Here is a 14,753-nt window from a genome sequence, read left to right as displayed (position 1 = left end):
CCTTCCTGAGCCCTCCCCGGGGTCTCCGTGCGAAGTCCCCGCGCGAGGTCCCCGTACGGCGCACTCAGGGCAGCCAGTCGCGCCGCGGGTCGTACTCCAGCCACCGGTTGCGGCCCGCCTCCGCCAGGAACGCCTCCACCAGCGGTTCGATCGGCGGGTGCCCGCCGGAGCCCCGCCACAGCAGCGACCAGGCGTACAGCGGGGTCGGATCTACCAGCGGGATCGTCCGGACGCCGGGGACGTCCGGCAGGGGACAGTCGGCGGGCAGCAGCGAGAAGCAGCCGGGGTCGGCGGCGATGCGCGCGGCGAAGTGGTCGAGGCCGAGGTTGGGCCCCTGCTCCCGGGCGGTCACGCCGAAGTGGTCGGCGAAGCGGCCGAGGAAGTCGAGCCGGTCCAGCGGCCCCGGCGTCCACAGTACGCCGGCGCGCAGCCGCTCGGGCCGCAGGACCGGCTCGTCCGCCAGGGGATGGTCGGCGCTGACCACCGCGTCGACGGGTTCCAGCCGCACCAGCCGGTGGGTGAGCCCCTCCGGCAGCGGCGGATGGACCCTGCCGAACCCGATGTCGGTCTCCCCGCGCAGCAGCGCCGCCGCCACGGACGGCAGGTCGCGGGCGTGCCCCAGTTCGAGCTCCAGCCCCTCGGCGCGTTCCGCGGCGCGGGAGAGCGTGCGCATCGGCGCGTAGAGGTGGCCCCACACGTCCACCCGCAGCGGCCGGCGCTCCTCGCGCGCGGCGGCCACGGCGAGGTCCCCCGCGGCGAGCGCCTGCCGGGCGGGGGCGAGGAAACGCAGCCCGGCCGCGGTGAGCCGTACTCCCTGTCCGCCGCGGTCGAGCAGGCGCGCGCCGAGCCGGGCCTCCAGGGCGGCGATCCGCTTGGACAGGGCCTGCTGGGAGATCGAGAGCTCCGCCGCCGCCCGGCCGAAGTGCAGCTCCTCCGCGGCGAGCACGAACGCGCGGACCTGTGCCAGATCGAGATCCACGGCCCACACCCTATGACCTGGCCCGAGGGTCGATCACCGGTCCAGGTCACCCGGGCGGTCCCCCGCCACGGACCCCGGACGACAACCGGTGGTTGTGGCCTCCACCCGCCGGTTGTTGGCCGGAGCGCCCCGGCCTCCGATTCCATGACGGACATGAAGAGACTGATCCCCACCGGCGACCCGGAACGCCCGGTACGCCTCGCCGAGGACGTCCAGCCCGTCCCGGCCGCGGACGAGGCCCTGGTCAGGGTGGAGGCGTTCTCCGTCAACCGGGGAGAGACCTTCCTGCTGGAGGACCCGCGCCCGGGGTTCGTCCCGGGCAAGGACGTCGCGGGCCTGGTCGTGCAGGCGGCGGCCGACGGCTCGGGCCCGGTGGCCGGGACCCGCGTGGTGGGGCATCCGCCGTACGGGGGCTGGGCCGAGTACGTCGCGGTCCCCACCCATTCGCTCGCCGGGCTGCCCGGCTCCGTCACCTCCGTCCGGGCCGCGGCCCTGCCCCTCGCCGGGATCACCGCGCTGCGTCTGCTCCGCGCGGCCGGCGCCGTGACGGGCCGGCGGATCCTGCTCACCGGCGCCTCGGGCGGGGTGGGCCACTACGTCACCGAACTGGCCGCCGCGGCCGGAGCCGAGATCACCGCGGTGACCGCCTCGCCCGAACGCGGCCGGCGGCTGATCGAGCTGGGCGCCGCGGAGGTCGTGCACGACGTCGCCGACGCGCGCGGGCCCTTCCCGCTGGTCCTGGAGTCCACCGGCGGGACCGCCCTGCCCGTCGCCCTCGCCGCGCTGGCCTCGGGCGGCACGCTGATCTGGTACGGCCAGGCCAGCCGGACCCCGGTGACCCTCGACTTCTTCGATCTCCTCGCCGGGCCGGAGAACGCCGTGATCCGCCACTTCCACTACGCCGGCGTCCCCTACGGCGAGGACCTCGCCACGCTGGTCCGGCTGGTGGACGCCGGACGGCTGCGCCCCGAGATCGGCCGGATCGCCGGCTGGGAGCAGGCCGCGGACCTCCTGGTCGACCTGCGGGAGAGGCGGGTGCGGGGCAAGGCCGTCCTCACCGTCGGATCCCCCCTCACTCCGAAGGAGTCGCGATGAGCGTCGCCGTGTTCGCCGAGGCCAACTTCAGCCGCGCCACCGCCGCCGGCCTCGACCCGCACGAGTACCGTCGCGTCACGGCCGGGCTCGCGTCCCTCGACGACTGGCCGGACGCCTTCGTCCGAACCGGCCGGCGCCACCTCGGCCTGGCCGGGGCGGCGGCGTCCGCGGTCTCGGCGGGCGAGCACTTCCGGACGGCCGCCAGGTGGTTCCACTTCGCCGCCCTCGTGCCGCATCCGGACCGCGCGCTCGCCGCCGGGGCGGCCGCGGAGGCCGACGCCGCCATGGGCCGCGCCCTGGAGATCCTGGAGCCCGCCGCCCGGAGGATCGAGGGCCCCGGCTTCACCGGCCGGCTCCGCGGCCCCGCCGACGCGGCCGCGACCGTCGTCATCGTGCCCGGCATGGACTCCGCCAAGGAGGAGTTCCACGCCGTCGCCGATGCGTTCCTGCGCAGGGGCGCGGCGGTGTTCGCCATGGACGGCCCCGGTCAGGGCGCGCTCGCGGCCACCACCGTCGTCCGCCCCGACTACCACCGGGTGGTGGGGGACGTCGTCGACGCCCTCGGCGTCGAGGGGATCGTCCTGGTGGGGCTCAGCCTGGGCGGCTACTACGCCGCCGAGAGCGCCGCCAGGGAGCCCCGGGTCAGGGCCGCCGTCACCGTCAGCGGCCCCTTCCGCCTCGACTGGGACGGGCTGCCCGCGTTCGTGCACGACACGCTGACCCAGCGCGCCGGCGGCGTCGAGGCCGCCCGGGACTTCGCCCGCCACGTGGACCTGACGGACCTCGCCCCGCGCGTCGCCGTACCGCTGCTGGTGGTGGACGGCGGGCGGGACGCCATCCCCGGCGTGGTCAACGGCGAGCCGCTGGCCCGCCTGGCGCCGTACGGCGAGTACCTGCTCGTGCCGTACGCCGACCACCTGCTCGGCGAGGCCCACCCCGACTGGCTCCCCGCCGCGGCCGACTGGCTGATGGCGCGGCTGGGGGCGTCCGAACGCTGACGGAGTGAGCGGGGACGCCGTGCGCGCCCGCCCCGCCCCGGCCCGGCCCCGGGTGGGCGGCGAAGGCCCGGCGCCGCTGAAGGCTCGGGGGGCGGTGAAGGCCCGGCCGATGGCGGGGACGGGCGGAAGAGGCAGGCGCGGTTACCGGATGGGCTGTTGATCGGCCGGTCCCCCGGGCGTATGTTCCTCCCAACATCCGAGTGCTCCTCATGTTCTGGGGGTTCCCCGTGCACTCACGTCTCCGGCGGATGATCGCCGCCGCCTCGGCGTTCGCGATCGTCGCGCTCACCCTCCCCCTCACCTCCCCCGCCCCGGCGTCGGCGGACACCCTCGCCCCCGACGACCACTGCCTCGGCCAGTGCGCCGACATCCTGCCACCCGGCGAGAACGGCAACGCCACACTGGTGGAGATCCTCGCCAACCAGTCGCTGGGCACGATGCCCCGGCACAGCTCCGACCAGCTCGGCCGGTATGCGGACCTCGTCTCCGGCTACACCGGGCTGACCGACGAGCAGATCGCCGCGTTCTTCAACGACGCCTCCTTCGGTGTACCGGACGGGCAGGTGGAGAGCACCGTCAGCCCGCGGTCCGACGTGAAAATCGTCCGCGACCGGGCCACCGGGGTCCCGCACATCACCGGCACGACCCGCGAGGGCACCATGTTCGGCGCCGGATACGCCGGCGCGCAGGACCGGTTGTGGGTCATGGACCTGATCCGGCACGTCGGCCGGGGCGAGCTGACGCCCTTCGCCGGCGGCGCGCCCGGCAACCGCGCGCTGGAGCAGAGCGTCTGGCTCAACTCCCCCTACACCGAGGCGGACCTGCAGACGCAGCTCACCCGCCTGCGCGACTCCGGCCCCCGGGGCGCGCAGCTCTACGCCGACGTGCGGTCCTACATCGACGGCATCAACGCCTACATCGACCACTGCATGGCGGGTCGCAACTGCCCCGGCGAGTACGTCCTCACCGGCCACCTCGACGCCGTCACCAACGCGGGCGGCCCCCAGGACTTCACGATGACCGACCTCATCGCGATCTCCGGGGTGGTCGGCGGCCTGTTCGGCGGGGGCGGCGGCGCGGAGATGCAGTCCGCGCTGGTACGGGTCGCGGCCCGCGCCAAGTACGGCGTCGCCGCCGGCGACCGCGCCTGGGAGGCGTTCCGGTCGCGCAACGACCCCGAGACCACCCTCACCCTGCACGCCGGCCAGAGCTTCCCCTCGGGCGACGCGCCCGGCGCCACCGGCGTCGTCCTGCCCGACGCCGCCACGACCGCGCCGGTGGACATCACCCAGAACGAGAAGGGGTCGGCCACCGGCCCGGCCCTCACCGCCCGCTCCGGCGAGGCGGAGAAGGGCGTGCTCGGCGGGCTGACCGTGGACAACGCCAGGCCCGGGATGTCCAACGCCGTCGTGGTGTCCGGCGCCGAGTCCACCACCGGCCACCCGGTCGCGGTGTTCGGCCCGCAGACCGGCTACTTCGCCCCGCAGCTGCTCATGCTGGAGGAGCTGTCCGGGCCCGGCATCCGGGCGCGCGGCGCGGCGTTCGCCGGGCTCAACCTGTACGTGCTGCTCGGCCGGGGCACCGACTACGCCTGGAGCGCCACCTCCAGCGGCCAGGACATCACCGACACCTACGCCCTGGAGCTCTGCGAGCCCGGCGGCGGGACCCCGACCACGGCATCGGACCACTACCTCTACCGCGGCGTCTGCACGGCCATGGAGACGCTGCGCAAGACCAACTCCTGGAAGCCCACCGTCGCCGACAGCACCGCGGCGGGCTCCTACGACCTGGTGATCAAACGGACCAAGTACGGGCTGGTGACCTGGCGCGGCACCGTCGGCGGGCGGCCCACCGCCTTCGCCTCGCTGCGCTCGACCTACGGGCACGAGGCCGACTCGGCGATCGGGTTCCAGCGGTTCAACGACCCGGCGCAGATGGGCGACCCGGCGGGCTTCACCGCCGCCGCCTCCGACATCGGGTTCGCGTTCAACTGGTTCTACGTCAACTCGGCCCGCTCGGCGTACTTCATGTCGGGCAACACCCCCGTCAGGTCCGCGGTCTCCGACCCGAACCTGCCGATGACGGCCGACGCCGCCCACGAGTGGGCCGGCTTCGACCCCGACGCCCGCACCGCGACCTACACCGCCCCGGCGACCCACCCGCAGGCCGTAGACCAGGACTACTTCGTCAGCTGGAACAACAAGCAGGCCAAGGACTACGGCGCCGCCGACGGCAACTTCAGCTTCGGCCCGGTCCACCGGGTGGACCTGCTGGACGCCCCCGTCAAGGCGGCCCTGGCCGGGCCCGGCAAGCTCGACCGGGCCGGCACCGTGAAGATCATGGCCGAGGCCGCAGTCACCGACCTGCGCGGCAAGAAGGTCCTGCCCCACCTGCTGCGGGTGATCGGCGACGCCCCCGCCGACCCGGCCCTCGCCTCTGCGGTCGCCGGGCTGAAGGCATGGGCGGACTCCGGGGCGAAACGGACCGAGACCGCGCCGGGCAACCGGACGTACGCGCACGCCGCGGCGATCCGCGCGTTCGACGCCTGGTGGCCCCGGCTCGTCCAGGCCGAGTTCCGGCCCGGGATGGGCGAGGGCCTCTACCGGTCCCTGACCGGCGCCCTGCAGATCAACGAGTCCCCCTCCGGCCACCAGAACGGTGACTCGGGCTCGCCCGGCTCGGCCAACGAGGCCCAGGCGCACAAGGGCTCGTCGTTCCAGTACGGCTGGTGGGGCTACGTCAGCAAGGACCTCCGGGCCGTGCTCGGCGAACCGGTCTCCGGGCCGCTGCCCGCGAAGTACTGCGGCGACGGCACGGTGGCGGGCTGCCGGACGGTGCTGCTGGACAGCCTGGCGGCGGCGCTCGCCGAACCCGCGGCGACGACCTACCCCGCCGACGACGTCTGCGGCGCGGGCGACCAGTGGTGCGCCGACAGCGTCCGCCACTCCCCGCTCGGCGGGATCAAGCAGTCGCTGATCTCCTGGCAGAACCGGCCGACCTACCAGCAGGTCGTGTCGTTCCCCTCGCACCGGGGCGATCCGATCGGCAACCTCGCGGCCGGCCGTACGGCGAAGGCGTCCAGCTCGGAGCTGTTCCTGCTCTACCCGGCGAGCAAGGCCGTGGACGGCGATCCCGGGAGCCGCTGGTCCAGCGCCCGCAGCGACGACCAGTACCTCCAGGTGGACCTGGGCTCGCCGCAGACCGTGGCCCGGGTGCTGCTGCGCTGGGAGGACGCCTACGGCTCGGCGTACTCGATCCAGACGTCCGCCGACGGCTCGTCCTGGACGACCGTCTTCTCCACCACCACCGGGAACGGCGGCGTGGACAACGTGACGTTCGCCCCGGCGACCGCGAGATACGTCCGGATGAAGGGCACGAAACGCGCCACCTCCTACGGCTACTCGCTCTACGAGATGGAGGTCTACTCCCGCTGATCCCGGCCGGAACATGCGGACGCCTCCGGGATGGTTCCCGGAGGCGTCCGCGCGGCGGCCGTCGCCCCGTGTCATGGCCCCGTTGCAAGCCCATCTCGTCGAACGCGGCCGGACCTGTGGCTCCCGGCTCCGGGAGAATCCAGAAGCACGAGTGAGCAAGGTCCCGGGTCTGGCCGAACGCCGAGCCGCCATGTGCGTGGGCTTGGCGGAGCGAGGGGTGGGCCGGCGTTCAACCGCCGAGGGCGCGCTTTTGCGGGTGGATCGCCTCGCCGCGGGCGAGCATGTCAACGAGCCGGGTGATACGGCGGGCTCGGGTCTCGGCGCGTTTGGCGTTCGTGATCCGATAGAGAACGGCGTAGCGGTTCTGGGAGGTGAGGATGTCGAACATGGCTTGTGCCTGGGGTTTCGCGGCCAGTGCGGCGGCCAGGTCGGCCGGCACCTCGATGCCGGCTTGTCCCGCGTAGGCCGCCTCCCAGCGGCCGTCGGCCTTGGCGCGTTCGACCTCGGTCATTCCGGCCGGATGCATCCGGCCCTCGCCGATCAGACGGGTGACGATGGAAACGTTCCGCGCCGACCAGGGACTTCGCCTTCCGCGAGGGGTGAAGCGCCGGCAGAAGGTGATCTCATCCCGCCGTCGTAGCCGACCGTCGATCCAGCCGTGGCAGAGGGCTTCGTCGAGCGCCTGGTCATAGGTCAGGCTGGTGGGCCGGGTCGTGTTCCGCTTGGCGAGGACCAGCCACACCCCTGCCGAGCTGTCGTGGTGCCTGCCGAGCCACTCCCGCCAGGCTCGGGCATCGGTGACGGTCAGTTCCGGTGGTTCGTCGCTCATCGTCATGCGCCCCTGATGATCATAGAAGGGATGGTTGCCGGCGGTCACCCGAAGGTGGAAGCCCAGGACGGGGACCTGCCGGAAGCGGCGCCGGATCGGCCGGCGAGGAGCCGGCCGATCACGTCCTTCACCACGCCGCCACCGCGGCCTCTGGCCGGATGGCGCCCGCCCGCCTTCACCAGGCCTTGCCGGCCTGCTCCCGGATCGTGTGGTTGATCCGGTTGAAGAAGTTGGTGAGTGCGATGTTCAGAATGATCGCCGACATCTGGTTCTCGTCGAAGTAGGTGGCGGCGGCATCCCAGATCTCGTCGGTCACCCCCGGCGCGCCGTCCTGGATCCGGGTGGCGGCCTCGGTCAGCGCGAGCGCCGCCCGCTCCTCCTCGGTGAAGAACGGGGCCTCGCGCCAGGCGACCACGTTGTGCAGCCGCTCCTCGGTCTCGCCATGCTTCTTCGCAGACTGGACGCCGGCGAACACACACGGGCTGCAGCCGTTGATCTGGCTGGCCCGCAGATGGACCAGCTCGAGCACGAGCGGGTCGACGCCACCGGCGTGAATCGCCTTCTGGAGATGCTGAATCGCCGTGATCACATCGGGATTCGCCACGCTCTTCATACGTGCTTCCATGGATCCTGCCCCTCATCGGTTACGTGCGCCCACCCTGGCCCGTCATCTGAGGCGCCCTGGCGGAGGTCATCGCCGTAATGGACTTCTCGGCCGAGGAGTTCCCGGCCACGCGGTGACGTTACGGTATGACCCGGTCAGAAACGGTCCTGGTCATCGAGCAGACTGTGAGCCGTGGTCAACACCTCGGCACGGCTGCTGCGGCTGCTGTCTTTGCTGTCAACGCGGCGGTCCTGGACGTGCGCTGATCTTTCCGCCCAGCTGGAGATCACCGAACGGACGGTTCGCCGGGACATCGCCCGGCTACGTGAGCTCGGCTACGGCATCGAATCCGAGATGGGCCCATGGGGCGGCTACCACCTCGGGCCCGGAACCAGCATTCCGCCACTGATCCTTGACGAGGAGGAGGCCCTCGCAGTCGCTGTCGGGCTGCGCACCGCCGCCTTCAGCGGAGTCTCCGGCAGCGACCAGGCAGCCCTGTCGGCGCTGCTGAAACTACGCCAGGTGCTGCCGGCCAGGATCGCCGACCGGCTCGGCGGGCTGGACACCGCGTTCACCCACACCGCACGACCCGACGACAGCCAGATCTCCCCCGCGCTGCTCCTCGACCTGGCCACCGCGTGCCGGCGAGGCGAACGCACCCGGTTGACCTACCGCGACCGGACCGGAACGACGTCCACCCGCCGAGTGGGCCCCCACCGGCTCATCTACACCGGCCGCCGCTGGTATCTCCTCGCCTACGACCTGACACGGCAGGACTGGCGCACCTTCCGCACCGATCGCATCATCGATGCCACGGCCACCGGGCAGGCCGCCGCCCTGCCCGACCCGCCGGATCCGGCACAGATGGTCGGTACGGGCATCGCGCTGAGGCCCCACCCGGTGCGGGTGACCATCCGCCTGGCCGTACCGGCCGATGAGGCGCGCAGGCTGGTGCCGTCGACGGTCGGCGTCCACCACCCGGACGGCGATGACGCAACGATCATCGACATCGGCGGGCCGGACGCCGACGGCCTGGCCCGCTACCTGCTCAGCCTCGGCCGACCACTCCAGATACTGCACCCAGAAGAGGTCCGCCAGGCATTCCTCACCCGCGTACGACAACTCCTCGAGGACAACGTGTGACGTGAACACCCACCGATCGCCGACGCGGTCACCCGCGGTGACAGATGTCGCCGGCCACCATGAAGTGTGACCGCGGTGTCGACCGTCTCAATCGAGGTTCCCTCAGTGAGACATCCTCGGGTGCAAGGGCCGGAACGGCCGGCCCATGGCCCATGGCCCATGGCCCGGTCCTGGGACGGCGGACGCCCCCGGGATGTCCCGGGGGCGTCCGCCGTCTCGTGTGAGCAGGATCAGTCGCCGAGGAGCGCGTCCACGAAGACCTCGGGGTCGAACGGCGCCAGGTCGTCCGGGCCCTCGCCCAGGCCGACCAGCTTGACCGGGACGCCCAGCTCCCGCTGGACGGAGATGATGATCCCGCCCTTGGCGGTGCCGTCCAGCTTGGTCAGGGCGATGCCGGTGACGTCCACGACCTCGGCGAACACCTGGGCCTGGCGCATGCCGTTCTGGCCGGTGGTGGCGTCGAGGACGAGCAGGACCTCGTCGACCGTGGCCTTCTTCTCGATGACCCGCTTGACCTTGCCCAGCTCGTCCATCAGGCCGGTCTTGGTGTGCAGCCGGCCGGCGGTGTCCACGATCACCACGTCGGCCTTGTCGGCCGTGCCCCTGGCGACGGCGTCGAAGGCGACCGAGGCGGGGTCGCCGCCCTCCGGGCCGCGCACGACCTCGGCCCCGACCCGGTCTCCCCAGGTCTGGAGCTGGTCGGCGGCGGCGGCGCGGAACGTGTCGGCCGCGCCGAGCACGACCGAGCGGCCGTCGCCGACGAGGGAGCGGGCCAGCTTGCCGGTGGTGGTGGTCTTGCCGGTGCCGTTGACGCCGACCACCAGCACCACGGCCGGGCGCTCGCCGTGCGGCTGGACGTGCAGGGTGCGGTCGAGGTCGGTGCCGATCTGGGTGAGCAGCTCCTTGCGGAGCAGGGCGCGCGCCTCGTCGGGCGTGCGGCTGCCCAGGATCTTCACCTGCGTCCGCAGATCCTCGACCATCGCCTGCGTCGGGGCGATCCCGACGTCGGCGGTGATCAGGGTCTCCTCGATCTCGTCCCACGTGTCGTCGTCGAGACGGTCACGGGAGAGCAGTTCGAGCAGGCCCTTGCCGAAGGTGTTCTGCGAGCGGGCCAGCCGGGCGCGCAGCCGTACCATCCGGCCCGCGGACGGCGGCGGGACCTCCACCGCCGGGGGCGGGACGACCATCGGCTCGGCCGGCGTGGTCCGCGGAGGCGGGACGGTGGTCGTCGCCTCCTGGTCCTCCACCGCCGCCCTGGGCGGTGCCTGTGTCTCCTCCGGGATCCGCACCTCGGGCGGCTCGACCGGCGGAGGCGCCGCCTTGCCACGCGGCCGGAGCAGCAGGACCATGCTGCCGGCCGCCAGCACAAGGATGGCGACGACGATCGCGATTATGCCGATGGGTTCCACAAGACCACAGTTTTCCAGACGGCGGGTGATGCTCCGTACCCCGAGGGGCCCGAACCGGCCCCGTGTCCCCTCGTCCGGGCGTCGGTCCCGCGGCCGGACCGCCGCGCCCGTACGGCTCGGCCGCCCGTACGGCTCGGCCGCTCGGCCGCGCGCCCGCGACCGGACCCCGGGTCAGTCCTCCTGCTCGCGCAGCCGCTGGCTGATGACGTGGGAGACGCCGTCGCCGCGCATCGACACGCCGTACAGCGCGTCGGCGATCTCCATCGTGCGCTTCTGGTGGGTGATCACGATGAGCTGGGAGGTCTGCCGCAGCTCCTCGAACAGGGTCAGCAGGCGCTGGGTGTTGGTGTCGTCGAGCGCGGCCTCGACCTCGTCCATCACGTAGAACGGCGAGGGCCGGGCCTTGAAGATCGCCACGAGGAAGGCCACCGCGGTCAGCGACCGCTCGCCGCCCGACAGCAGCGACAGCCGCTTGACCTTCTTGCCCGGCGGGCGGGCCTCGACCTCGACTCCGGTGGTGAGCATGTCGGAGGGGTCGGTCAGCAGCAGCCTGCCCTCGCCCCCGGGGAAGACCCGGGTGAAGATCTGCTCGAACTCCCGCGCCACGTCCTCGTAGGCGGCGGCGAAGACCTGCTCGACCCGGTCGTCCACCTCCTTGACCACGAGCAGCAGGTCACGGCGGGTCTTCTTCAGGTCCTCCAGCTGGGAGGTCAGGAACGCGTGCCGCTCCTCCAGCGCCGCGAACTCCTCCAGCGCCAGCGGGTTGACCTTGCCGAGCTGGGTCATCTGCCGCTCGGCCGCCTTCGCCCGCTTCTCCTGCTCCTCGCGCACGTAGGGGACGGGGTCGCCGTCGGCCGCCGGGACCGGCTGGTCGGGGCCGTACTCGGCGACCAGGACGTCGGTCTCGACGCCGAACTCCTCCGTGGCCCGCGCTTCGAGCTGCTCCAGGCGCAGCCGCCGCTCGGTCCGGGCCACCTCGCTGCCGTGGGCGCGGTTGACCAGCTTGTCCAGCTCCGCCGTCAGCTCGCGGACCCGGACGCGCATCGACTTCAGTGAGGCGTCGATCCGCCCGCGCGCCTGCTCGGCCTCGTCGCGTTCGGCGGCGGCGGCCGCCAGCGACACCTCCAGCACGGCCAGCGCCCGCTCGGCGCCCCGGACGACCGCCTGCGCCGTGCGGGCCTGCCGGCGCCGCCGCTCCCGCAGCTCGGCCGCCCTGGCCCGTTCCTCGCGCTCCTGCTCGGCGGCCCGCTCCAGTTCCTCGGCGCGGCCCGCGATGCCCCTGACCCGCTCCTCGGCCGTCCGCACGGACAGGCGGGCCTCCATCTCCCCCTGCCGGGCCTCGGCGCAGATCTCGGCCAGCTCGTCGCGCAGCTCGGTGGTGGGCTCCTCGGTGAGCTCCTCGGCGCTCTCCGCGGCGGCGAGGCGCTCCTCCAGCTCGGCCAGGCCCGCCGCGTCGCGGTCGCGGGCCTCGCGGGCCGACGCCACGCCCCGGGCCAGCCGCTCGCACTCGCCGCGGGCCGCGGCGGCGGCGGCGTCGAGCTGGGCGAGGCGGCGGGCCGCGGCGGCGGTCCGCTGGTCGGCGTCGCGCTGGCGGGACCTCAGCTCGTCCAGTACGGCCTGCGCCGCGTTCACCCCCGCCTGGGCGGTCTGCACGCCCGACTGCGTCTCGGCCACCCGCGCCTGGGCCGCCTCGACGGCGAGCTGCGCCTCGCCCTCGGCCTCGGCCGCCTCCTCCAGCGCGGCGGCGGCCTCCTCGGCCCGGTGCCGGGCCTCCTCCAGGTCGGCGGCGGCCTCGTCCAGCGCGGCCCGCATCCGCAGCGCGGAGCCGCCGTCGGCGGAACCGCCCCGGGCGACGTGCGCGCCCAGCAGGTCGCCGGCGCGGGTCGCCGCGCGCAGCCCTGGCCACTGCTCGACCGCCTTGCGCGCGGTCGCGAGGTCGTCGACCACCAGCACGCCGCCCAGCAGGTGCTCGGCGGCGGCGCTCAGGGCGGCGGGGACCTCGACCAGGTCGAGCGCCCACTCGGCCCCGGCGACCGGCACCGGGTCGCGGGGGGAGCCGCCCCCGGAGCCGTCGGCGGTGATGACCAGGTCCGCCCGGCCGCCGTCCCGGCCGCGCAGGAAGTCGATCGCGTCGGCCGCGCTCTGCAGCGACTCCACCGCGACGGCCTCGGCGGCGGCGCCCAGCACCGCGGCGACGGCCGCCTCCGCGCCCTGCCGTACGGCGAGCATCGCGGCGACCGGGCCGAGCACACCGGCGAGGTCGGCGGCGAGCAGCGCCGCGCCGCCGTCCACCCCCCTGGCCAGGCTCAGCTCCAGCGTCTCGCGGCGGGCCTCCAGCGCGGCGACCTGCCGCTGCGACTCCGCCTCGGCCTTGCGCGCCGCGGCGAGGGCGGCCCGCGCCGTGCCCAGGGCGGAGGTCGGGCCGGTGACGGCGGCCTTGGCGTCGTCCACCAGCGCCCTGGCCCGCTCGACGGCATCCCGGGACTCCTCGACGGCCGCGAGGGCCATCTCCAGCTCCTCGGCGAGGGCGGTGAGGGCCGGGTCGGCGGAGGCGGGGTCGGAGCCCTCCTGGCTGTCGTGCTCGGCCTGGGCGGTCTCGGCGCGCCGCAGCGCCTCCTCAAGGGAGCGCTCCAGACGCCCGATCTCCGCCTCGGCGGCCTCGGCGCGGCTGCGGGCGGCCCCGACGCGGCCCCGCAGGGCCGCCAGGCCCTCGCGCCGGTCGGCGGCGGCCCTGGCCTCGGCGGCCAGCCGGCGTTCCTCCGTCGCGAGAGCCGACTCGGTCTCGGCGCGCCGGGCCACGGCCGCGGCGAGCGTCTCCTGGGCGTCGGCGAGCAGCTCCTCCAGCACCCGTTCCTGCTCGCGGACCTCCTCGGCCTCGCGTTCGTAATCCTCCGGGTCGCGGCCGCGCCGTTCCACCGCGGTGTCACTGGCGTGCCGGTGGCGCTCGGCGGCCAGCCCGGACAGGCCGCGCAGCCGGTCGCGCAGCGAGGCGAGCCCGAAGTAGGTCTCCTGGGCGGCGGCCAGCCTCGGCTGGGCCTCGGCCTCGGCGGCCTCCAGCTCCGCCTCGGACCGCTGGCCCTCCTCCAGCTCGGTCTCCACCGCCGTACGGCGGGCAAGCACCGCGGCCTCGTCGGCGACCTCCCGCTCCAGCGCGGCGCGCAGGGTGAGCACGTCGTCGGCGAGCAGCCGGAGCCGGGCGTCGCGCAGGTCGGCCTGGATGACGGCGGCCCGGCGGGCGATCTCGGCCTGCCGTCCCAGGGGCTTGAGCTGGCGGCGCAGCTCGGTGGTGAGGTCCTGGACCCGGGTGAGGTTGGCCTGCATCGCGTCCAGCTTCCGCAGCGCCTTCTCCTTGCGCTTGCGGTGCTTCAGGACGCCCGCGGCCTCCTCGATGAACGCCCGGCGGTCCTCCGGGCCGGCGTGCAGCACCTGGTCGAGCTGGCCCTGGCCGACGATGACGTGCATCTCCCGGCCGATGCCGGAGTCGGACAGCAGCTCCTGGATGTCGAGCAGGCGGCAGGTGTCGCCGTTGATGGCGTACTCGCTCTGGCCGGCCCGGAACATCAGGCGGCTGATCGTGACCTCGGTGTAGTCGATGGGCAGCGCACCGTCGGTGTTGTCGATGGTGAGCGTGACCTCGGCCCGGCCCAACGGGGCCCGGGAGGAGGTGCCGGCGAAGATGACGTCCTCCATCTTGCCGCCGCGCAGGGACTTGGCGCTGTGCTCGCCCATGACCCAGGCCAGGGCGTCGACCACGTTGGACTTGCCGGACCCGTTGGGGCCGACGACGGCGGTGATGCCCGGCTCGAAGCGCAGGGTGGTGGCCGAGGCGAACGACTTGAAACCGCGCAGGGTGAGGGTCTTGAGGTACAACGAGATCCCCCGTCCTCCCGCGTGATGACCGGCCCGGACGCCGCGCGTCGGCGCGGGTCGGGCGCGGGTGCCGGTGCCCCTCGTCGCGCGGGCGGCTCGGCTTCTCCGCCCGTCCGCCCGGGAGGTCACCGCTCCCGCCTGGGAAGACTACCGTTCTTCGGCGGCGTCCGCCCGCGGGAGAGCGGGCCGTTCCCCGGGAGGGAGGGGCGCGGCCGGCCGGTGAGCGGAAGACACCGCTACGGGCCGATCGGGTGTGATCCGCGGCGGGGAACGCCGGAAAGGGCCGCGTCGGACGCGGCCCGGAACGGGAGACGTCATGGCGGGCCGCCTGGTGCGTGCGGCCCGCGACATGACAAGGGACGCCTCAAGAGGCGTCCCTGGACAATGTGTGT

Annotated in this window: 9 protein-coding genes; 4 read left to right on the top strand and 5 right to left on the bottom strand. The window is 73.9% G+C overall.

The features are described 5' to 3' along the window. Nucleotides 1-64 precede the first annotated feature (64 nt). On the bottom strand, nt 65-979 hold the full coding sequence (locus tag ACFYSC_RS11410) for a LysR family transcriptional regulator (protein WP_389959913.1): 915 nt from the start codon (nt 977-979) through the stop codon (nt 65-67). Nucleotides 980-1,132: 153 nt separating this feature from the next. On the opposite strand from ACFYSC_RS11410, the gene ACFYSC_RS11405 reads away from it, so the two are divergent. The 3 genes from ACFYSC_RS11405 to ACFYSC_RS11395 all read left to right on the top strand — a co-directional run bounded on the left by ACFYSC_RS11405 (nt 1,133) and on the right by ACFYSC_RS11395 (nt 6,506). Further along, the gene (locus ACFYSC_RS11405; protein WP_389959911.1) at nt 1,133-2,074 is read left to right on the top strand and encodes a zinc-binding dehydrogenase; all 942 of its coding nucleotides are present in this window, start codon (nt 1,133-1,135) and stop codon (nt 2,072-2,074) included. Further along, the gene (locus ACFYSC_RS11400; RefSeq protein WP_389959908.1) at nt 2,071-3,072 is read left to right on the top strand and encodes an alpha/beta hydrolase; all 1,002 of its coding nucleotides are present in this window, start codon (nt 2,071-2,073) and stop codon (nt 3,070-3,072) included. The genes ACFYSC_RS11405 and ACFYSC_RS11400 overlap by 4 nt, the downstream gene beginning before the upstream one ends. A gap of 209 nt (nt 3,073-3,281) precedes the next feature. Continuing rightward, a complete protein-coding gene (locus ACFYSC_RS11395) occupies nt 3,282-6,506 on the top strand; it encodes a penicillin acylase family protein (protein ID WP_389960318.1) in 3,225 nt (1,074 codons plus the stop codon). 229 nt (nt 6,507-6,735) lie between these two features. On the opposite strand, the gene ACFYSC_RS11390 is transcribed toward ACFYSC_RS11395, so the two are convergent. Further along, on the bottom strand, nt 6,736-7,341 hold the full coding sequence (locus ACFYSC_RS11390; RefSeq protein WP_389959905.1) for a YdeI family protein: 606 nt from the start codon (nt 7,339-7,341) through the stop codon (nt 6,736-6,738). 169 nt (nt 7,342-7,510) lie between these two features. Further along, nucleotides 7,511-7,948 carry a carboxymuconolactone decarboxylase family protein gene (locus ACFYSC_RS11385; RefSeq protein WP_389959902.1) on the bottom strand — a complete coding sequence of 146 codons (438 nt, stop codon included), beginning with the start codon at nt 7,946-7,948 and terminating at the stop codon, nt 7,511-7,513. 183 nt (nt 7,949-8,131) lie between these two features. Here ACFYSC_RS11385 and ACFYSC_RS11380 point away from each other — a divergent pair, with 183 nt between their 5' ends. Beyond that, nucleotides 8,132-9,082 carry a helix-turn-helix transcriptional regulator gene (locus ACFYSC_RS11380; RefSeq protein WP_389959899.1) on the top strand — a complete coding sequence of 317 codons (951 nt, stop codon included), beginning with the start codon at nt 8,132-8,134 and terminating at the stop codon, nt 9,080-9,082. A gap of 230 nt (nt 9,083-9,312) precedes the next feature. On the opposite strand, the gene ftsY is transcribed toward ACFYSC_RS11380, so the two are convergent. Both ftsY and smc read right to left on the bottom strand, forming a co-directional pair. Beyond that, on the bottom strand, nt 9,313-10,431 hold the full coding sequence (gene ftsY, locus ACFYSC_RS11375; RefSeq protein WP_389960316.1) for a signal recognition particle-docking protein FtsY: 1,119 nt from the start codon (nt 10,429-10,431) through the stop codon (nt 9,313-9,315). A 231-nt stretch (nt 10,432-10,662) separates the two neighbouring features. Further along, nucleotides 10,663-14,361 carry a chromosome segregation protein SMC gene (gene smc, locus ACFYSC_RS11370; RefSeq protein ID WP_389959896.1) on the bottom strand — a complete coding sequence of 1,233 codons (3,699 nt, stop codon included), beginning with the start codon at nt 14,359-14,361 and terminating at the stop codon, nt 10,663-10,665. Nucleotides 14,362-14,753: the final 392 nt, after the last annotated feature.

The sequence above is a fragment of the Streptosporangium sp. NPDC004379 genome, from assembly GCF_042873875.1.
GTDB lineage: Bacteria > Actinomycetota > Actinomycetes > Streptosporangiales > Streptosporangiaceae > Streptosporangium.
This window is presented reverse-complemented; position numbering and strand designations above follow the sequence as displayed.

What these genes read in the sequence shown, in the direction of transcription:
- ftsY (WP_389960316.1), bottom strand. Translation starts at nt 10,431, where the DNA reads ATGGTCCTGCTGCTCCGGCCGCGTGGCAAGGCGGCGCCTCCGCCGGTC.
- ACFYSC_RS11395 (WP_389960318.1), top strand. Translation starts at nt 3,282, where the DNA reads ATGTTCTGGGGGTTCCCCGTGCACTCACGTCTCCGGCGGATGATCGCC.
- ACFYSC_RS11405 (WP_389959911.1), top strand. Translation starts at nt 1,133, where the DNA reads ATGAAGAGACTGATCCCCACCGGCGACCCGGAACGCCCGGTACGCCTC.
- ACFYSC_RS11400 (WP_389959908.1), top strand. Translation starts at nt 2,071, where the DNA reads ATGAGCGTCGCCGTGTTCGCCGAGGCCAACTTCAGCCGCGCCACCGCC.
- ACFYSC_RS11390 (WP_389959905.1), bottom strand. Translation starts at nt 7,341, where the DNA reads ATGACGATGAGCGACGAACCACCGGAACTGACCGTCACCGATGCCCGA.
- ACFYSC_RS11385 (WP_389959902.1), bottom strand. Translation starts at nt 7,948, where the DNA reads ATGAAGAGCGTGGCGAATCCCGATGTGATCACGGCGATTCAGCATCTC.